The sequence below is a fragment of the Komagataeibacter xylinus genome (genome assembly GCF_009834365.1).
GTDB classification, from domain to species: Bacteria; Pseudomonadota; Alphaproteobacteria; order Acetobacterales; family Acetobacteraceae; genus Komagataeibacter; species Komagataeibacter xylinus_D.
The window spans coordinates 673,608-691,781 of record NZ_CP041348.1 but is presented as its reverse complement, the minus strand read 5'-3'; the positions used below and the strand labels follow the sequence as shown (position 1 = coordinate 691,781).

Below are 18,174 nucleotides of genomic sequence, written 5' to 3'. Positions count from 1 at the left end.
TGCCTTTTTTCAAAAAGGCAGCGGTTTTCTGAAGCTTTTTGAAAAAAAGCTTCACCAAAGACTTTTATTATTTCCCAATACGTTATTGGGGTGCGCCAGACTGCTGGCCTTCGCCCTCGCTGCCGCCCATGGCCTGGATCAGCGCCTGTGTCTGGGCCTGATGCGACTGGAGCAGCTTGACGTTATCGGGGTTCAGCGGCGGCATGTTCTTGCTGTCCTGGGCCGGGTGCTGCATCACGGCGCTGGTCAGGCCAAAGGTGGTGATGCCCATCACGAACTCACGCGCGCTCATGCCACTATGCTGCAGGATTGGCTTGAGCGCCTCCATGTCCGCCGTGCGCTTGATTGTCTCTTCAAGCGACATGTTGGGGGTCTCGGGCGGGGAGATGCGCGACTGGCGGATCTGCTCGATCACCGGCATCATGCGGGTGAAGAAATCCTTGGGCAGCCTGTATTCCGCCACCGTTTTCATGTCGCGGGCAATGGCGGCCTGCTGGGCAGGTGTTGGCTGGGCCTGCTCGGTAGCGCTCTGCTGCATCGGCTGCTGGGCTGCGGCTAGGCGCACGGCCATGGGGCCGGTTGCCAGCGCAAGCGTGCAGGCGGTGGCGGCAAGGGTGCGGCGCAGGAAGGAAGCGGTCATGGCTGGTTGCTCCATTCGCCCTGTCTCATCAGGGGTTCGCGTGTGCCATCGTGGTTGATGGCGTCTACATCGATCTTGCTGGACCCGATCATCCAGTCAATATGGATGAAGCTGGTATTGGCGCCCTGCGCGGCCAGATGGGCCTCGGTCAGGCTGTCGGTATCGAGCATACACTTGGCGTAGGACTGGCCAAGGGCGATGTGGCTGGCCGCGTTCTCATCAAACAGGGTATTGCGGAACAGGATGCCGCTTGCCGAGATGGGGGAGGATGCGGGCACGAGGGCCACTTCACCCAGGCGGCGCGCGCCCTCATCGGTGTCGAGAATGCGGTTGAGCACGTCAAGCCCGCTGCTGGCATGGGCCTCGACAATGCGCCCCTCTTCAAAGCGTACGGCGATATCATCGATCAGCGTGCCCTGGTGGAACAGCGGCTTGGTGGCGCGCACCGTGCCGCTGACCTTGCGGGCATGCGGCGTGGTGAACACTTCCTCGGTGGGAATGTTGGGGTTGCACACGATGCCGTTGCCCGCAGGTTCCGCGCCGCCCGCCCAGGCATGGCCATCGGCCAGGCCCACGGTCAGGTCGGTATCGGGGCCGGTAAAGTGCAGGGCGGCGAAGCGCTTTTCGTTCAGCCACGTGGCACGCTTGTGCAGGTGGGCGTTATGGCTTTTCCATTCCGCCACCGGGTCATCCACCATCACGCGTGAGGCCTGGAAGATGGCATCCCACAGATGGCTGACGGCTTCCTCCTCCGGCACGCCGGGAAAGACCTGCGCCGCCCAGGCGGGGGTAGCATACGCCACGATGTTCCAGTTGATGGCGAATCGCGTGATCAGTTCCATGGCAGGCCGCCCCGCCTTTGAGGCCGCGCGGCCTATGCGCGAGACGCGCTCGGCATCCTCATTGGCCAGCAGCACCGGGTTGCCTCCGGTAATGGCCATGCGTGCCGCGCCCTTGCGGTAGGCGTTCGCCATGCCTTCGTGCAGCCAGTCGGCGGCGGTGTCGAGCGTGTCATCCGCCGCATGGTGGAAGCGCGCCAGCGTGGTCACGTCATCGGAATAGAACGGCGTGACCAGTGAAGCGCCTGCCCTGTAGGCGTGCTCGGCAATGCGGCGCACCAGCGGCACGGCGTCGAGCGGGGCCGTGATGAGAAGCTGCTGCCCGTGCGCGATATTCACGCCCACGCGGACGGCGACTTCGGCCAGGCGGTCCAGAAGCTGTTCATGCCGGGGGGAAAGAGCCATGCGTAATCATATCCTGTAAAAGGCATGCGGCGTGCCGCAGGCCTGCGGAAACTGCCCCGCAGGATAGACGACACACGCCCGGTGCGTAAAATGATAACCGCAAACCAGCGGGGAGCATGCACTCAATGAAACAGGCGTTACCGGGTTCCCGCGTGTTATGCACACGATCAGCAGCACTTGAGGCCCCGCAGCGCGTGATGTGCGATGGCCGGGCCGTGGTGGTGTGGATGGTGGAGGATGACCACCCCGCCGTGATTGATGACCGCTGCCCGCATGGCAATGCCCGCCTGTCTGATGGCTACGTGCTGTATGGCCGCATTGTCTGCCCGCTGCATATGTGGACCTTTGGCGCCGATGGCCGTGCGCAGGCTCCCGGTGGCCGGATGGAGGCCGCAGGGCCGATGCCACAATCCTATGAAAGCTGGATCAGCGGGGATGAAGTCTGGGCGCGGATTTGATGATGGATATCTTTTGGTGCCGTCTTTATTTTAAAGTGACGTTCTTCAAAGCTTTACCGGAAAATTCTTTATGGTTCCCGGCTGTAATCGCGCCTGAGCCATGCCTGTATGACTGCCAGCAGATAGGCCTGTTGCTGCGCATCAAGCATTTCACCTTCAGGCATGGCATGCCATTTGGCAACACAGCCCCGGCAGCAGGTGCCGGTGGCATGCTGGGCAATGAAGACCGGGTGCCCGCGCCATGGGGTCTGCCTGCCATCACGCGCGGGGTGTGCGGGGGCAAGGCGGGTGGCAATGAAGTCCGCCGCGTGGCGCATGACTTCGGGCAGGCCCCGTTCGGCAAGATAATCCCGTTCCTTGTCCCCAAGGTGGAAGCGGGCGCGGAACTTGGAGTAGGCCAGCCGCGCCCATAATTCCGGTGCGACAGGGGGCAGGGCGGACAGGTCGGCCAGTGGCGCAGGCACGGCGCGCGGTACGGCAGGCGCAAACAGGTCAGTCTGTTGCGCCGGGGCTGCCTTGCGTGCGGGCCTGCGGGCCATGGCTCAGCCCGGCTGGACCAGAACGTGGCGCTTGCGCCCTGCCGAGAGCTTGACCGCACCTTCAACCAGGTCGGCATCGGTAATGATCTGTGCCTCGTCCTTGACCACCACGTCATTCACGCGCGCGCCCCCACCACGGATCAGGCGGCGGGCCTCGCCATTGCTGGCGGCAAAACCGGCTTCAACAAACAGGCGGAAGGCCGGCACGCCTTCGGCCAGCAATGCCGCGGGCACGGTGGTGGTGGGCAGGGCCGCAGCCGTCACGGCGCCTTCCTCAAAGGTGCGGCGGGCGGCCTCGGCGGCTTCCTCGGCAGCAGCGCGGCCGTGGCACAGTGCCGTGGCCTCGGTGGCCAGCACCTTTTTCGCCTCATTGATCCCGGCACCTTCAAGGGCTGCCAGTCGGTCGCATTCCTCAATGGGCAGTTCGGTAAACAGCTTGAGGAAACGGCCCACATCCGCATCCTCCACATTGCGCCAGAACTGCCAGTAATCGAACACCGGCAGCCGCTGGGCCGAGAGCCACACAGCGCCCTGCGCCGTCTTGCCCATCTTGGCGCCGGAACTTGTGGTGAGCAGTGGCGTTGTGAGGCCGAAAACCTGCGCCCCGTTCATGCGGCGCACCAGGTCGATGCCCGATACGATGTTGCCCCACTGGTCCGATCCCCCCATCTGGAGCGTTACGCCATGACGGAGGTTGAGTTCGCGGAAGTCATAGGACTGGAGAATGGAGTAATTGAACTCCAGGAAGGTCAGCCCCTGCTCACGCTCCAGCCGCGAGCGCACCGAGTCGAACGAGAGCATGCGGTTAATGGAGAAATGAATGCCCACGTCACGCAGAAGGTCGATGTAGGAGAGTTTGTCCAGCCAGTCGGCATTATTGGTCAGGAGCGGCGCGTCAGGGGCGGTGCCCAGCGGCAGGAACTGCCGCAGGCACGCTTCCACCCCGCGCAGGTTCGTGGCGATGGTGTCCGCCGTCATGAGCTTGCGGGCTTCCTCGCGGAAGGAGGGGTCGCCGATCCTGGCGGTGCCACCGCCCACAAGGGCCACCGGGCGGTGGCCGTGGCGGTGCATCAGGCGCAGCATCATGATCTGGATCAGGCTGCCCACGTGCAGGCTGTCCGCCGTGGGGTCGAACCCGATATAGCCCCCCACCGGTCCGGCCTGCATGGCAGCGTCGAGCGCCTCCATGTCGGTGCACTGGAATATGAAGCCGCGTGCTTCGGCTTCCCGGAGGAATTCACTCTTGGGCATGATCTGTTCCGCGCTGTAAGGTCCGTCGCTGGCCGGGCCGCCCCGGCGCGGACAAGCCTCTAGCATGTTAGCTGGCGTTGATGAAACCGCCCGGAACAGACCGGGGCATGAATCAGTCCGCCGCCAGCGCCAGCATCTTGCGGTTCATGACCGTGCTCACATGGTCTTCCAGCGCTTCGGCCACCTGTTCGGCCTGGTTGGCGAACACGTGGTCGGCCCCCTTGAAGATGCGGTAATCCACGCTCACGCCCTTCTGGGTGTTCAGCTTGTCAACAAGTTTGCGCACGGCGGGCTCGGGCACGAGTTCATCGTTCTCGCCCGCAATCATCAGCCCGCCGCACGGACATGGTGCGAGGAAGCCGAAATCATAGTAGTTGGCAGGGGGCGCCACGCTGATCCAGCCGGTAATCTCGGGGCGGCGCATGAGCAACTGCATGCCCACGAAGGCCCCGAAGGAATAGCCCGCGATCCACAGCCCGCTGGCGTTGGGGTTGACCATCTGCATCCAGTCAAGGGCGGCGGCGGCATCTGAAATTTCGCCAATGCCACCATCATAGCGCCCCTGCGAGCGGCCGACCCCGCGCGAGTTGTAGCGCATGACCGAGAAGCCCATCTTCTCGAACGCGCGGTACATGGCGTAGGTGATGCGGTTGTTCATGGTACCGCCATGCAGCGGGTGGGGATGGAGCACCAGGGCAAGCGGCGCGTTGGGCGCGCTTGAGTGGTGGTATCGACCTTCCAGGCGGCCATCAGGGCCGGCAAACATGACCTCAGGCATAGGTATCCCGCATTTGCATCTCCCCGTGCATTCCAGGCATTGCAACGGGAACGGTTGCTGTGACAGCCTGCCCGACCGGCGATGCCCCGTCAGGTCGGCAGGCAGAGAAAAAAGTGCTGTCTTCGGGCTGTTACGCGTGTCGGGTGCAGGCAGGCGGCCTGTATTCACCCGGTGGTTACAGCACGAAAAGCAGAAGTGACCCGGCCCGGCGTGCCCGACCGGAAATATACCAACCAAAATGAATAATGGGCATTATGCCTACCGGGTAACAGTGCATCTTCGGCAGGCGTGCCCTGCGCGGAAGGCAGATATGGCGGTATATGGCCATGGCCCGGACCGTGGGCAACATCCCTTTTATGGGCTATGCGCCGGGTGTCTCGTGTCGGTTCGCTCTCCTTGCCATGGCCCGGATGGCGGGCGGGCGACATTGAGGCAGCGGTATGGGGAAAGGGGTGTCCATCACCCATAACACGTTGCAATAAATATTATGTTGCGCTGCCTTATAGCGGTGTGGATTCACAAAACGCCAGATAAATCGTAATTCCCGTCGCAAAAGGACTTGGCGCAACCCATATGGCTGGACAGCATGAGCACCCTGAGCGACCGTTTTACATATCTTGATGCCAACGCCGCCGAGCCCATCCGGCCCGAAGCGTGTGATGCCATGACGCAGGCGGCAGTCGTGGCGGGCAACCCGGCCTCCGTGCACCGGGCGGGACGTGCTGCCCGCGCCGTGCTCGAGACCGCGCGTGAGGATATCGCGGCCCTGTTCGGAACTACGGCCGAGAACTGCGTGTTCACCTCAGGCGGCACGGAAGCCAATGTGCTGGCTATTGCCGGGCAGGCAGGCGGCAGACGCGTGCTCGTGGGCGCAAGCGAACATGATGCCGTACGCGCTGCGGCCCCGGGTGCGGCCATTCCCGTGCGGGCCGATGGCGTGCTGGACCTGGCCGCCCTTGAGCGCATGCTGGTGGCGGAAGGGCCGCCCGCGCTGGTCTGCGCCATGCTGGCCAATAACGAGACCGGCGTCATCAACCCCGTGCGCGAGATTGCTGATCTGTGCCACGCCCATGGCGCGCTGCTGCATGTGGATGCGGTGCAGGCGGCAGGCCGCATCGCCTTTGGCGTCGACGGACTCGGTGCGGACAGCGTGGCGATCTCGGGCCATAAATTCGGTGGGCCGAAGGGCGCGGGTGCGCTGTTGCTGGCAGGCGCGCGGTTCCATGCCATTCCACCGCTGCTGGCAGGTGGCGGGCAGGAACAGGGGCGGCGCGGCGGCACGCCAGCGCTGCCCGCCATTGCAGGCATGGCTGCGGCGGCAAAGGCCGCGGTTGCGGGCATGGCGGCGCAGGCCGGACTACTCGGCGCATGGCGCGACCGGATCGAGGCGGCAGCCGTGACGGCCGGGGCCAGCGTGTGCGGGGCAGGCGCCATGCGCCTCGCCAATACCACCAGCCTTTTGCTGCCCGGACGGCGCGCGCAGACTCAGCTCATCGCGCTCGACATTGCGGGTTATGGCGTTTCAGCTGGCGCGGCGTGCTCATCGGGCAAGGTGGCGCGGTCGCATGTGCTTGAAGCCATGGGGCTGGGCGAGGGCGCAGGCTGCGCCATCCGTGTCTCGTTGCCATGGTCGGTGAGCGAGGCGGACGTGCAGGGCTTCATCAACGCCTATACGGCCATGGCGGCCCGTCTGCCCGCACAGGCCGGAGCGGTTGCATGACCCGACCCATCGTAAACCGTTCGGCGCATGGCGTGGCTGAAATGATGCCCTGCCTGCCCCATGCATGCGGAGAGGACGCATGACCGATCCTGCCCTGATCTATCTCGACTATCAGGCCACCACCCCGTGCGATCCGCGCGTGATGGACGAAATGATGCCGTGGTTTGCCTACAGCTTCGCCAACCCCCACAGCCTTGACCATGCGGCAGGTCGCGCCGCGCATGATGCGGTGGAACAGGCACGCGGTGAAGTTGCGGCCCTGCTCGGGGCGGAATCGCGTGAGATCGTGTTCACCTCAGGGGCGACCGAGGCCAACAACCTCGCCATCAAGGGGGCCGTGCGCCACCTGATCGCGCGCGGCGACCCGCGCAGGCGGGTCATCACGGTGGCGACCGAACACAAATGTGTGCTGGAATCGGTGCGTGACCTTGCAGCCGAGGGCTGCGAGCCGGTGATCCTGCCCGTGCGGCCCGATGGCACGCTCGACCCCGATGTGCTGGCCACAGCCCTTGAGGTGCCCACCCTGCTCACCTCCATCATGGCCGCCAATAACGAGACCGGAGTGTTGCACGATCTTGCAGCGCTGGCCCCGATCGTGCGCCAGGCGGGCAGCCTGCTGCACAGTGATCTGGCGCAGGCGGCGGGCAAGGTGGAAGTTGATGTCAGGGCGTGGGATCTCGATCTGGCCTCCGTCTCGGCGCACAAGCTGTATGGGCCAAAAGGGGTGGGCGCGCTGTTCGTGCGGCGCAGGCCACGCGTGCGGCTGGCCCCGCTGTTCTCGGGCGGGGGGCAGGAGCGCGGCCTGCGCTCGGGCACGCTGCCTGCGCCCCTGATCATCGGTTTTGGCGCGGCATGCCGCATTGCCCGGCTTGAAGGAGCCGCCGAGCGCGCCCGCATCGCCGCCCTGCGCGACCGCATGCTGGCTGCCCTTGTGGCGGGCTGCCCCGGCCTGCGGGTGCATGGCGGCATGCAGGCCAGGCTTGCGGCCAACCTGAACATAGGCTTCGAGGGAGTGCGCGCGCTCGACCTGCTGGCAGCGGCCCCCGAGCTGTGCCTGTCCACCGGGTCGGCGTGTTCCTCGGCGGAAGTCGTGCCGTCCTATGTGCTCAGTGCAATGGGGCTTGAGGCCGGGCAGGCGGCGGAAGGCTTGCGTCTGGCGGTCGGACGCTATACCTCACCCGCCGAAGTGGATCGCGCGGCGGCGATCCTGTGTCGCGCGGTGGCACATTGCCGCGCGCAAGGCAGCGCTGCGCCTCTGTAACGGGCGCAACGCACAGGCAGGATGGAAAAGATGGCTCATATAGTATTCATCGAGCGTGATGGCACCCGCCGCGAAGTCGCGGCCCCGCTGGGCCTGTCGGTTCTGGAAATCGCGCACAAGAACGGCGTTGACCTTGAAGGCGCATGCGAAGGCTCGCTGGCCTGTGCGACCTGCCACGTGGTGGTCGACCCCGAATGGGCGCCCAAGCTGACGCCGCCGACCGAAGATGAGGAAGACATGCTCGACCTTGCCTTCGGGCTGGAAAAGACCTCGCGCCTGGGCTGCCAGATCGTGATGACCGAAGCACTCGATGGCCTCGTGGTGCGCCTGCCCAGCACGTCCTGACCGGGACGGACCATGCCGTCTGCGTGATTTATGGCGCGGGCGGGCAGGATGATGTTTGACGTGTGGTGCCCGGAGGCTGATAGTTCTCCGGGCATTGCCTGTTTAGGGAAAGTGGAACCGAGCCCATGCGTATTCTTGTGGCCATGTCTGGCGGGGTGGACAGTTCCGTCGTTGCCGCGCGCCTCGTGGCCGAAGGGCACGAGGTCATTGGCGCGACCCTCCAGCTCTACGATTCCCGCGAGAGCAAGAAAAAGGGCGCGTGCTGCGCCGGGCGCGACATACACGATGCCCGCCGCGTGGCCGACAGGCTCGGCATCCCCCATTACGTGATCGACGCCGAACGCCGCTTTCAGGACAGCGTGATCGACACCTTCGCCAATGCCTATGCTGCCGGCGAGACCCCGGTGCCGTGCGTGGCCTGCAACCAGGGCGTGAAATTCACCGATCTTCTGGGCATGGCGCGTGACCTTGGGGTCGATGCCATGGCCACCGGGCATTACGTGCGCCGCGTGGAAGGCCCCGATGGGGTGGAGATGCACCGCCCTGTTGATGAAGGGCGGGACCAGTCATGGTTCCTGTTCGCCACCACGCGCGACCAGCTTGATTTCCTGCGCTTTCCATTAGGCGACATGCCGGACAAGGCCGCTGTCCGCGCCGAGGCCGAGCGCTTTGGCCTGGCCGTGGCCGCCAAGCCCGACAGCCAGGACCTGTGTTTCGTGACCGATGGTTCCTACGCCGCCCTGGTGGAAAAGCTGCGCCCCGACATAACCGGCGCGGGCGAGATCGTGGACCAGTCCGGTCAGGTGGTGGGCGAGCATGAAGGCGTGAGCCGCTACACCGTGGGGCAGAGCAAGCGGCTGGGCAATGCCGCCATGCTGGCGGGCGAGCGGCAGATGGTGGTGGGCATCGAGCCTGCCCGCAGGCGCGTGGTGATCGGCCCGCGTGCCCACGCCGTGGCCCGCACGCTGGTGCTGCGCAACATGAACTGGCTGGTGCCGCAGCCGGGGCCACAGGGCCTGCGCTGCGAAGTGCAGATCCGCGCGCGCGAGGTAGCGCGCGCCGCCACCGTATGGGCGCTGCCCGATGGCGCTGCCCGCGTGGTGCTTGATGAGGGGGCCGTGCCCGCGCCGGGGCAGGCCTGCGTGATGTATGATGGCAGCCGGGTGCTCGGTGGCGGGTTCATCCGCCGGGTCGAGACCGAAGGCGAAGGAAAGGCGGCATGATGAACGACAGTATTCTGGTCATTGGCACGCGGCGGTATTCATCATGGTCGCTGCGCGGGTGGCTTGCGGTGCGCCTGGCCGGGCTTGACGTGCGCGAGCAGGTGATTCCGCTGGCCGATAATGGCGAGACGCCCGCCATCCGCACCATCTCGCCCAATGGCAAGGTACCTTACCTTGAACATGACGGCGCCGCCGTGTGGGAGAGCCTGGCCATCTGTGAATACTGCGCCGAGCAGGCCCCTGGCCTGTGGCCTGCCGATGTCCGCGCGCGCGCCTATGCCCGCAGCATCGCCGCCGAGATGCATGCAGGCTTTCGCGCCGTGCGTTCCGCCATGCCCATGAATACCGGGCGCGAGAACCGCCCGCTGGCCGCAGGCACCACGGCGGATATCGATGCCGATATCGCGCGGATCGACGCGATCTGGACAGAGGCGCGGCTGGATTTTGGCAAGGGTGGGGATTTCCTGTTCGGGGAAAAATTCGGCATGGCGGATGCCATGTTCGCGCCCATCGTCTCGCGCTTCCTGTCTTATGGCGTTGGCCCCTCGCCGGAGTCACGGGCCTACATGACCGCCGTGCGCGCGCATCCGCTCATGGAGGAATGGTACCAGCTTGCCGCCCGGGAGCCAAAGCAGTGGCAGCAGGCGCGCTTCGAAGGCATCGCCTGAACCCCGTGGAGACCCTGCCCTGGCGCGTAGCGGTGGTGCTGCCTGCGCGTGAAGGCTTCAGCACGGGGGCCGTGGGCGCGGTCGGCCTGCAGGTCGCGGCCCTTGCTGGGCCGAATGATGTCATCATCGGCGCGCCGGTGGAAGGCCCCACGCTACTGCCCGGCCATGAATACCGGGCAGTGCGCCCCGGTTTGTGGCCGCCGGGCAACCGGCGCCACCGTTATGCCGCCGCCGTGCTGCGGATCGTGCGTGATATCGCGCCCGCGGTGGTCGAGGTGCATAACCGGCCCGAGATCGCTCTGCATATCGCCCGCAGCCGCCCCGGCCAGCATGTGCTGCTGGTGCTGCATAACGACCCGCATGGCATGAACGGGACCGAGACACCCGCCCGCCGCGCGAACCTGCTGCGGTGGATGAACGTGGCCTGCGTGTCCGGCTGGGTGCGCCAGCGCTTCATGGAAGGCGTGCCTGCCACGGCTGGGCAGTGGGTTGGCGTCTCGCCCAACGGGGTGGCCATTCCCCCCAGCGTGCTGCCCATGCCGGATCGCGCGCCACAGGTGCTGTTTGCCGGGCGCCTGGTGGAGACCAAGGGCGCCGACCTGTTTGTGGAGGCCTGCGCCCGACTGGCACCCGCTTACCCGCACTGGCGTTTTGACATGATCGGGGGCGACCGGTTCCGTGCCGATGCACCCTTAACCCCTTTCATTGCGGAACTGCTGCCCCGCGCCAGAAGGGCAGGCATCAGGCTTGAGGGCTACCGGCCGCATGCGGATGTGCTGGCCGCCATGGCGCGGTCTGCCATCGTGGTCGTGCCCAGCCGCTGGCTCGAGCCCTTTGGCCTTGTGGCGCTGGAGGCCATGGCGGCAGGCGCTGCCCTTGTCGCGACATCCACCGGCGGCCTGCCGGAGGTCGTGCGCGATGGCGGCCTGCTCTGCCCGCCCCAGACTGCCCCGGAACTGGCACAGACCATCGCCCGGCTGATGGATGATCCGGCCCTGCGCGTGGACCTTGCCGCGCGCGGGCGGGCGCAGGCGCTGCATTTTGGCATGGAGCATGCCCGTGCGTGCCGCGCCCACATGCGGGCCGAAGCCCTGCGCCGCCGTATCTGAGGCCGCGTTTTGCGTTTTTATGCCGTGCAGGTATGGGAGAGGCCGGTGCGCCGTCCTATATCTGGGCACACAAGGCCCATGCCCAAACACTGGAGGTTCCATGTCCGATACCGTTCAGGCCGTACCTGACGCCACAGCTACGAACGCCCTCGTGCCGGTTACGGTGCTGACGGGCTTCCTCGGCGCAGGCAAGACCACGCTGCTCAACCATATCCTCACCGCCCAGCATGGCCGCAAATACGCCGTGGTGGTCAATGAGTTTGGCGAGCTGGGCGTGGACAACGACCTCGTGGTCGATGCCGACGAGGAAGTGTTCGAGATGAATAACGGCTGCATCTGCTGCACCGTGCGTGGCGACCTGATCCGCATCCTCGGCAACCTCATGAAGCGGCGCGCCAAGTTTGACGGCATCATCGTCGAGACCACCGGCCTTGCCGACCCCGCCCCCGTGGCCCAGACCTTCTTTGTCGATGAAGACGTGCGCGGCAAGACCCGGCTCGATGCAGTGGTGACCGTGGTCGACGCCTACAACGTGCTCCCGACACTGGAGGAAAGCCCCGAGGCGGTGAACCAGATCGCCTTTGCCGATGTCATCATCCTCAACAAGGTCGATCTTGTGGATGAAACAGGGCTTGAGGCGATTGAAAAGCGCATCCGCTCCATCAACGCCGTGTGCCGTATCCACCGCGCGAAGCGCGGCGACGTGCCGTTGTCTGACGTGCTCGACCAGGGCGGCTTTGACCTGCAGCGCGCGCTCGAGCATGCCCCCAACTTTCTTGAGGACACCAGCCATTCGCATGAGGCTGATGTGACGTCGATGTCCTTTGAAGTGGAGGAACCGCTCGACGCCGCCAAGTTCCAGGCCTGGATCGGGGCCGTGCTGCAGGAGCAGGGGGCGGATATCCTGCGCGCCAAGGGTATCCTGAACTATGCGGGCGAAGACCAGCGCTTCGCCTTTCAGGCAGTGCACATGATGGCCGATGGCGGCTTTATCGGCCCGTGGAAGAAGGACGAGCCGCATGTGTCGCGCCTTGTCTTCATTGGCCGCAACCTCAACCGCCCGCGCCTGCGTCGCGGTTTTGAAAGCTGCCGTGCGAAATGAGCGGCACCATGAACGACACCATGCCCCCCTCGCTGCTCGAACGCCGGGGGGCGCAGCGCCAGCTTGAAGGCCAGATCACCGGCTGCGCCATTGCGCGTGACAGCCAGCAGATCGCCTTCGCCACGGCCGAGGGCGACGTGATGGTGGCCAATCGCGCCGACTGGGGCCGGTCGGATGCGTGGGATGTGCAGACCGTGCATGACGGCTCGGTGCTGTCCATCGCCCCCGATGCTGCCCCCACCGGCTTCCTGACCGGCGGCGATGACAATAGCCTGCGCCGTATTGCCGCCGATGGCACCGTGAGCGAACTGGCAAAGGGGCGGCGCTGGATCGAGCACATCACCACCTGGGCGGGTGACAAGGGTGGCGTGATCGCCTTTGCATCCGGCAAGCAGGTCGAACTGCGTGATGCGGCGGGCTGCGACACGCTCAAGGTGCTCGAACATCCCTCCACCGTCAGCGGCATCGTGTTTGACGCCAAGGGCAAGCGCATCGCGGCCTCGCACTACAATGGCGCATCGATGTGGTTCGTGCAGGCCAAGGTGGATAACCCCCGTCAGCTGGAATGGAAGGGCAGCCATATCGGCATTGCCATCCATCCCACTGGCGAGGCGCTGGTCACTTCCATGCAGGAATCGGAACTGCATGGCTGGCGGCTGTCGGATGGGCACAACATGCGCATGAGCGGCTACCCGTCGAAGGTGCAGTCCATGGCCTTTACGCGCAATGGCAAATGGCTGGTGACCAGCGGGGCGGACACCATCGTGATGTGGCCGTTTTTTGGTGGCGGCCCGATGGGCAAGCCACCGGCGGAGGCTGGCGGCATTCCCGGCATCATGTGCACCCATGTTGCCTGCCACCCGGTGCATGACATCGTGGCCGCAGGCTTTGCCGATGGCGCGGTGCTGATGGTCGATACCAATGCCCAGCGCCTGCTGCCGGTCAGCATGGCGGGCGAGGGGGCCGTGACCGCGCTTGCCTTCAGCCCCGATGGCTGTGCGCTGGCGTTTGGTACGGAAGATGGCCGCGCCGCCGTGATCGACCTGTCGGCCAAATAAAGCAGCAAGGGGGCGGGAAAACGCATGCGGGTGCTGCATGTCATGGCGGCGAAGGGCAATGGCGGAGCGGAGCTTTATGCCACCGATGTCATGTGCAGCCTGCATGAGGCAGGGCTTGAACAGGGCGTGGTCATGCACCCCGCAGCCCCGCGCGTGCCCGCCATGCGGGCGGCGGGCATGGACGTGCATACCGCCCCGCTGCGCCTGCCGTTGCGTCCTGCCGCCCGGCATGCCCTGCGGCGGCTGATCGGGCACATGCAGCCCGACATCATTCACTGCTGGCTGCGCCGCGCGGCCGAGATCGTGCCTGCGGACACCGGGGTGCCGGTGATTGGCTGGTTCGGCAATTACAAGGACCTGCGCCCGTTTGCGCATTGCGACTGGTTTGTGGGCTGCACGGCGGATATGGCGGCCTCTATGGTCGCGCGTGGTGCGCCAGCGGACCGCGTGGCCTATATTCCCACGTTCCCCTCCGTCAAACCACAGCCGCCGGTATCCCGGCAGGCGCTTGATACGCCGCCCGATGCCCCGGTGCTGCTGGTGCTTTCGCGCCTGCACCCGGCCAAGGGGCTGGAAACCCTGCTTGATGCGCTGCCCACCCTGCCGCGCTGCCATGTATGGCTGGCAGGCGAGGGCGAACTGCGCGCGGCCCTTGGGGCGCAGGCGGCGCGACTGGGGGTAGCGGATCGGGTGCATTTTCTGGGCTGGCGCTCGGATCGGGGGGCCTTGCTGGCGGCAGCCGACCTGTGCGTGCTGCCTTCGCGCTATGAGCCGTTCGGCACCGTCATTCTCGATGCCTGGTCAGCGGGCGTGCCGCTGGTTGCCTGTGCGGCGGACGGCCCGCGCGCCCATATCCGCAACGGTGAAAACGGCATGCTGGTGCCCATAGATGATGCACCGGCGCTGGCTACGGCCATCCGCGCGGTGATCGATGATCCCGCCCTTGCCGCGCGTATTGCGGCTGGCGGCACGCGCGATTACGAGGCAGGCTTTACGCCGCAGGCCGTAACCAACCAATGGTTGGCCTTCTATGATCGGGTGCTACAGGCGAAAAACGAATGAAAGTTTCTGGGTGCCGCCTTTTTTCAAAAAGGCGGCGTTCTTCGAAGCTTTTTGAAAAAAGCTTCACCAAAAACTTCTATTGTTTTGCAGCCGCCCTGATCGCGGGCGGGGGCTTGGGGGCAGAGGCCATGCCATCAAGAAACGCTTCGGCCAGAGCCGCGTAGAGCGGCTGCGAACAGATCATGCGCGATACGCCATAGGCCAGGAACGACGTCGCCAGCAGCGCCAGCGTGACCTGCTGGTTGTCACACATTTCCATGACAATGACCGAGGCCGTCAGCGGTGACTGCACCACGGCGGAGAAATACGCCACCGTGCCCAGCAGTACCACGGCACCCGGCGTGGTGTGCGGCAGGAACTGCGCCACCCAGCCGCCAAACCCGGCCCCGATGGCAAGCGAGGGCGCAAACAGCCCGCCCGGAATGCCCGAGCAGTAGGAGATGATGGTGGCGATGAATTTCAGGATGAAGAACGAGGCGGGATAATGCGTCCGCCCATCGATGATTTCATGCGCCTGATAATAGCCGGTGCCATAGGTGATCCCGCCCGAGGCAATGCCCAGTATGGCCAGCAAAAGCCCGCACACGGCGGCAAACGCCACGGGCCGCCCCTTGGCAAAGCGCCCCAGCCCGCCGGGCAGGCCGCGCGTTGCGCGGATGAGAATGGCCGAGAACACGCCCCCGCCAATGCCGCCCAGAATGCCGCAGGTCGGCACCGCGATCCAGCTGATGCCAATGGGCACGACCACATCCGTGTGGCCGAAATAGCTGTAATTGCCCACAAGGGCGATGGCCGTCACACCCGACAGGATGACGCCGGTGAGCATGGTGCCGCTGGTGCGCTGCTCAAACGAGTGGCTGAGCTCCTCGATGGCGAACACGATGCCTGCCAGCGGCGTGTTGAACGCGGCTGACACACCCGAAGCCCCGCCCGCCAGGATCAGCCCGCGCCGCATGCTGATGGTGGACAGGTTGAGCCACCGTCCGCACGCATGCATGATGGCCGCGCCGATCTGCACGCTCGGCCCCTCGCGCCCGATGGACGCGCCCGCCACCAGCCCCAGCGAGGTCAGCACGATCTTGCCTGCCGCCACCCGCAGCGACAGCAGCCGGTCGACAATGGCGAAATTTTCAAGGTGCAGCGTGGCAATGGTCTGCGGTATGCCGCTGCCCTGCGCGCCACGAAACCAGGTGCGCGTCAGCCACGTTGAAAGCGCAAGCCCGCCCGGTGTCAGCACCAGCATGAGCCACGGGTTGAACGCGATGATGTGCGTGCGCAGGCTCGCCGCCGCATCAGCGGCCATGGCAAAGCCCACCGCCACCACGCCCACTACCACGGCTGCAGCCCAGCACGCGATCTTGCGCCGCCACTGCTCGGTGGTGATCCGCGCGGAACGGCGCAGGTGGCGCATGTGTTTCCGGCGTATCTCGGTAAGGTCGGTTCGCATGCCCGGTAACGTACTTTCAGCAACTGCCCTGAAACGGGTAAAACCGGGTTCAGGCCGTCCGGTTTCGCGGCAGGGGTGGCATTTATCGCAGGTCAGGCGGTCATTTGCAGAATATCCGCCCTTTCTGCCAGGTCAGGGTAGTACCAGCACACCGGTATGCTTGGCCTTGCGCTCGGGCTCGACATGAATATTGATCAGCGCATCGCCCAGCCCCGCGCGCAGGCCCTCTTCCACCCGGTCGCATATGTGGTGGGCTTCCTCTACGCTCATGGCACCGGGCACGACAAGATGAAACTCGATAAACGTCATGGCACCCACGATGCGCGCGCGGATGTCATGCGCCTCCATCGCGCCGGTGGCGGTGTGCGAGATGATGGAACGGATCTCGCCCAGTGTCTCGGAATTGGGGGCCTCGTCCATCAGCCCCGCGATGGAGGTGCGCATCATCTCCCACCCTGTGCGCAGCACGTTCACCGCAATCAGGGCGGCGAGCAGCGGGTCGAGCCACAAGAAGCCGGTCAGCGGAATCAGCACGAACCCCGTGATCAGCACCGCCGATGTCCAGACATCGGACAGCACATGGTGCCCGCTGGCCACCAAAGCGGGTGAATGGCGCGCGCGTCCCAGCCGCAGCAGGAACAGCCCCCACGCCAGGTTGAGCACGCCCGCGCCGCCATTGAGCGCGATACCCAGCAGCGAATCCTGCGGCGCATGCATGTGCTGGAAGCCGATCCACGCCTCATGCGCGATGGTGATGGCGGTAATGACCACCAGCACCCCTTCCGCCACGGCAGAGAGGTATTCGGCCTTGTAGTGACCATAGGTGTGGTTGTGGTCGGGCGGCAGGCTCGCCACCCGCAGCGCCCACAGCCCGGCCACGGCGGAGACCACGTTGATGATGGTCTCGATGGCATCGGAATACAGCGCGATGCTGTCTGTAACCCGCCATGCGGCATATTTCATGCCCAGGGCGATGAGGCTTACGGCAACGCTGCACCAGGCCGCGCGGATCTTGGGGTCGGTACGGGAGAACATGCTGAACAGGGTGTCCTTGCGATCAGACGGAGTGGGCTTCGGCCAGAATGCACTGGTTGGCATCGGTCAGGGTCTCGATCTGCAAGGTGGGATGAACAATACCAAAGCGGGCCTGCAGCTCGCTGGCAGCGCGGTTCAGCAGGCCATCAGGGGCGTGGCCCTGCTCGCCCGCCTCACGCACGAGGTGAACGGTGAGCGCGGTTTCGGTGGTGCTGATGGGCCAGATGTGCAGGTCATGCAGGTCGCACACACCGGGCAGCGTGCGCAGGAAGGCATCGACAGCCGCGGGGTCGATGCCGCGCGGCACGCGGTCAAGCGCCATGTCGAGCGAATCGCGCAGCAGCGACCATGTGGCGAGAATGATGGACAGCGACACCACAAGGCAGATGACGGGATCGATGCGCAGCCAGCCGGTCAGCAGGATCAGGCCGCCGCCTGCCACCACGGCCAGCGACATCAGCGCGTCGGATGCCATGTGCAGGAACGCGCCATGCAGGTTGAGGTCCTTCCTGCCGCCGCTGGCAAACAGCAGGGCTGTCAGCCCGTTCACCACAATGCCGATTCCGGCCACCACCATCACCGCAACGCCTGCCACCGGGTGCGGGTGGATCAGCCGCAGCACGGCCTCCCACATGATGCCGCCGGTCACCACAAGCAGGGCCACGGCATTGCCAAGGGCTGCAAGAATGGAGGAGCGGCGCAGCCCGTAGGTAAAATTGGCAGTGGGCGAGCGGCGCGAGAGCACCTCGGCCAGCCATGCGGCCCCAAGGGCCAGCACGTCCGACAGGTTATGCCCCGCATCGGCCAGCAGCGAGAGCGCATGGCTGCGCACGCCCCACACTGCCTCGCCCGCCACATAGACAAGGTTGAGTGCAATACCGATGGCGAACGCCCGGCCATAGGAGGCCGGCGTGTGCACATGGCGGTGGCCGAACAGCCCGCCATGCCCGTGGTCGTGCCCGCAGTCGCCATCATGCCCGTGGTCAGCGTGATCGTGGCCCGCATGGGCATCATGCGCATGGTCGTGGCCATTGCAGGCGGGAGCATGCGCTGGCGGGGCGGCATGGTCATGGGAGTGGTCATGGCCATCCGCGCCATGGTTGTGCTGGCATTCGCCCATGGGGCCTGAATCCATATTGATCGTGAGGGGCAGGGTATCGCCGCCTTCCTAGCAGAAGGTTACCGTGCGTCACCAGCATTTAGCACATTCCTGTGCGGCGCCCCGGCGTGATAT

19 protein-coding genes are annotated in these 18,174 nt (G+C 65.5%); 11 read left to right on the top strand and 8 right to left on the bottom strand.

What is annotated here, in order from left to right:
* Positions 1-82 precede the first annotated feature (82 nt).
* Positions 83-640 carry a hypothetical protein gene (locus tag FMA36_RS03260; protein ID WP_159260786.1) on the bottom strand — a complete coding sequence of 186 codons (558 nt, stop codon included), beginning with the start codon at positions 638-640 and terminating at the stop codon, positions 83-85.
* A complete protein-coding gene (locus FMA36_RS03255) occupies positions 637-1,884 on the bottom strand; it encodes an aminopeptidase (RefSeq protein WP_159260784.1) in 1,248 nt (415 codons plus the stop codon). The genes FMA36_RS03260 and FMA36_RS03255 overlap by 4 nt, the downstream gene beginning before the upstream one ends.
* A gap of 125 nt (positions 1,885-2,009) precedes the next feature.
* On the opposite strand from FMA36_RS03255, the gene FMA36_RS03250 reads away from it, so the two are divergent.
* The gene (locus FMA36_RS03250) at positions 2,010-2,342 is read left to right on the top strand and encodes a Rieske (2Fe-2S) protein (protein ID WP_159260782.1); all 333 of its coding nucleotides are present in this window, start codon (positions 2,010-2,012) and stop codon (positions 2,340-2,342) included.
* A 68-nt stretch (positions 2,343-2,410) separates the two neighbouring features.
* Here FMA36_RS03250 and FMA36_RS03245 read toward each other — a convergent pair whose 3' ends face one another.
* From FMA36_RS03245 to FMA36_RS03235, 3 genes are all read right to left on the bottom strand, one after another.
* Positions 2,411-2,881, bottom strand: a complete 471-nt coding sequence (locus FMA36_RS03245; RefSeq protein WP_159260780.1) for a DUF4186 domain-containing protein — start codon at positions 2,879-2,881, stop codon at positions 2,411-2,413.
* Positions 2,882-2,884: 3 nt separating this feature from the next.
* Positions 2,885-4,132 (bottom strand): tyrosine--tRNA ligase, encoded by a 1,248-nt coding sequence (gene tyrS, locus FMA36_RS03240; RefSeq protein WP_167518003.1) that lies wholly within the window; start codon positions 4,130-4,132, stop codon positions 2,885-2,887.
* Between the two features lie 112 nt (positions 4,133-4,244).
* Positions 4,245-4,910, bottom strand: a complete 666-nt coding sequence (locus FMA36_RS03235) for an alpha/beta hydrolase (protein ID WP_110569457.1) — start codon at positions 4,908-4,910, stop codon at positions 4,245-4,247.
* Between the two features lie 586 nt (positions 4,911-5,496).
* On the opposite strand from FMA36_RS03235, the gene FMA36_RS03230 reads away from it, so the two are divergent.
* From FMA36_RS03230 to FMA36_RS03190, 9 genes are all read left to right on the top strand, one after another.
* Positions 5,497-6,630, top strand: coding sequence for a cysteine desulfurase family protein (locus tag FMA36_RS03230; RefSeq protein WP_159260776.1), 1,134 nt, complete (start codon positions 5,497-5,499; stop codon positions 6,628-6,630).
* A gap of 79 nt (positions 6,631-6,709) precedes the next feature.
* A complete protein-coding gene (locus FMA36_RS03225; protein ID WP_159260774.1) occupies positions 6,710-7,891 on the top strand; it encodes a cysteine desulfurase family protein in 1,182 nt (393 codons plus the stop codon).
* Positions 7,892-7,921: 30 nt separating this feature from the next.
* Positions 7,922-8,236 (top strand): ferredoxin family 2Fe-2S iron-sulfur cluster binding protein, encoded by a 315-nt coding sequence (locus FMA36_RS03220; protein WP_061273819.1) that lies wholly within the window; start codon positions 7,922-7,924, stop codon positions 8,234-8,236.
* A 125-nt stretch (positions 8,237-8,361) separates the two neighbouring features.
* Positions 8,362-9,459 (top strand): tRNA 2-thiouridine(34) synthase MnmA, encoded by a 1,098-nt coding sequence (gene mnmA, locus FMA36_RS03215; protein ID WP_159260772.1) that lies wholly within the window; start codon positions 8,362-8,364, stop codon positions 9,457-9,459.
* Positions 9,459-10,127 carry a glutathione S-transferase family protein gene (locus FMA36_RS03210; RefSeq protein ID WP_159263558.1) on the top strand — a complete coding sequence of 223 codons (669 nt, stop codon included), beginning with the start codon at positions 9,459-9,461 and terminating at the stop codon, positions 10,125-10,127. The genes mnmA and FMA36_RS03210 overlap by 1 nt, the downstream gene beginning before the upstream one ends.
* 14 nt (positions 10,128-10,141) lie before the next feature.
* Positions 10,142-11,236, top strand: a complete 1,095-nt coding sequence (locus tag FMA36_RS03205) for a glycosyltransferase family 4 protein (RefSeq protein WP_159263557.1) — start codon at positions 10,142-10,144, stop codon at positions 11,234-11,236.
* A 100-nt stretch (positions 11,237-11,336) separates the two neighbouring features.
* A complete protein-coding gene (locus FMA36_RS03200; protein WP_159260770.1) occupies positions 11,337-12,338 on the top strand; it encodes a CobW family GTP-binding protein in 1,002 nt (333 codons plus the stop codon).
* Positions 12,335-13,396 (top strand): WD40 repeat domain-containing protein, encoded by a 1,062-nt coding sequence (locus tag FMA36_RS03195; RefSeq protein WP_159260768.1) that lies wholly within the window; start codon positions 12,335-12,337, stop codon positions 13,394-13,396. Before FMA36_RS03200 ends, FMA36_RS03195 begins: the two co-directional genes overlap by 4 nt.
* A 24-nt stretch (positions 13,397-13,420) precedes the next feature.
* Positions 13,421-14,458: a glycosyltransferase gene (locus FMA36_RS03190; protein WP_159260766.1), complete on the top strand. Its 1,038-nt coding sequence runs from the start codon at positions 13,421-13,423 to the stop codon at positions 14,456-14,458.
* Between the two features lie 76 nt (positions 14,459-14,534).
* Here the strand turns inward: FMA36_RS03190 and FMA36_RS03185 are convergent, their stop codons facing one another.
* The 3 genes from FMA36_RS03185 to FMA36_RS03175 form a co-directional block, all read right to left on the bottom strand.
* Complete coding sequence (locus FMA36_RS03185) at positions 14,535-15,869, bottom strand: chloride channel protein (protein ID WP_159263555.1); 1,335 nt, start codon at positions 15,867-15,869, stop codon at positions 14,535-14,537.
* A 168-nt stretch (positions 15,870-16,037) separates the two neighbouring features.
* Positions 16,038-16,940 (bottom strand): cation diffusion facilitator family transporter, encoded by a 903-nt coding sequence (locus tag FMA36_RS03180; protein ID WP_159260764.1) that lies wholly within the window; start codon positions 16,938-16,940, stop codon positions 16,038-16,040.
* A gap of 22 nt (positions 16,941-16,962) precedes the next feature.
* Positions 16,963-17,859, bottom strand: coding sequence for a cation diffusion facilitator family transporter (locus FMA36_RS03175; protein ID WP_408885645.1), 897 nt, complete (start codon positions 17,857-17,859; stop codon positions 16,963-16,965).
* Between FMA36_RS03175 and FMA36_RS19865 the strand changes: the two genes are divergently transcribed.
* Positions 17,860-18,069: a hypothetical protein gene (locus FMA36_RS19865; protein ID WP_408885644.1), complete on the top strand. Its 210-nt coding sequence runs from the start codon at positions 17,860-17,862 to the stop codon at positions 18,067-18,069.
* Positions 18,070-18,174: the final 105 nt, after the last annotated feature.

Coding starts and splice junctions, on each gene's coding strand:
- FMA36_RS03195 (WP_159260768.1), top strand. CDS start 12,335: ATGAGCGGCACCATGAACGACACCATGCCCCCCTCGCTGCTCGAACGC.
- FMA36_RS03200 (WP_159260770.1), top strand. CDS start 11,337: ATGTCCGATACCGTTCAGGCCGTACCTGACGCCACAGCTACGAACGCC.
- FMA36_RS19865 (WP_408885644.1), top strand. CDS start 17,860: ATGGCGGTGGCCGAACAGCCCGCCATGCCCGTGGTCGTGCCCGCAGTC.
- tyrS (WP_167518003.1), bottom strand. CDS start 4,132: ATGCCCAAGAGTGAATTCCTCCGGGAAGCCGAAGCACGCGGCTTCATA.
- FMA36_RS03190 (WP_159260766.1), top strand. CDS start 13,421: ATGCGGGTGCTGCATGTCATGGCGGCGAAGGGCAATGGCGGAGCGGAG.
- FMA36_RS03225 (WP_159260774.1), top strand. CDS start 6,710: ATGACCGATCCTGCCCTGATCTATCTCGACTATCAGGCCACCACCCCG.
- FMA36_RS03185 (WP_159263555.1), bottom strand. CDS start 15,869: ATGCGCCACCTGCGCCGTTCCGCGCGGATCACCACCGAGCAGTGGCGG.
- FMA36_RS03255 (WP_159260784.1), bottom strand. CDS start 1,884: ATGGCTCTTTCCCCCCGGCATGAACAGCTTCTGGACCGCCTGGCCGAA.
- FMA36_RS03235 (WP_110569457.1), bottom strand. CDS start 4,910: ATGCCTGAGGTCATGTTTGCCGGCCCTGATGGCCGCCTGGAAGGTCGA.
- FMA36_RS03245 (WP_159260780.1), bottom strand. CDS start 2,881: ATGGCCCGCAGGCCCGCACGCAAGGCAGCCCCGGCGCAACAGACTGAC.
- mnmA (WP_159260772.1), top strand. CDS start 8,362: ATGCGTATTCTTGTGGCCATGTCTGGCGGGGTGGACAGTTCCGTCGTT.
- FMA36_RS03180 (WP_159260764.1), bottom strand. CDS start 16,940: ATGTTCTCCCGTACCGACCCCAAGATCCGCGCGGCCTGGTGCAGCGTT.
- FMA36_RS03210 (WP_159263558.1), top strand. CDS start 9,459: ATGAACGACAGTATTCTGGTCATTGGCACGCGGCGGTATTCATCATGG.
- FMA36_RS03230 (WP_159260776.1), top strand. CDS start 5,497: ATGAGCACCCTGAGCGACCGTTTTACATATCTTGATGCCAACGCCGCC.
- FMA36_RS03260 (WP_159260786.1), bottom strand. CDS start 640: ATGACCGCTTCCTTCCTGCGCCGCACCCTTGCCGCCACCGCCTGCACG.
- FMA36_RS03220 (WP_061273819.1), top strand. CDS start 7,922: ATGGCTCATATAGTATTCATCGAGCGTGATGGCACCCGCCGCGAAGTC.
- FMA36_RS03250 (WP_159260782.1), top strand. CDS start 2,010: ATGAAACAGGCGTTACCGGGTTCCCGCGTGTTATGCACACGATCAGCA.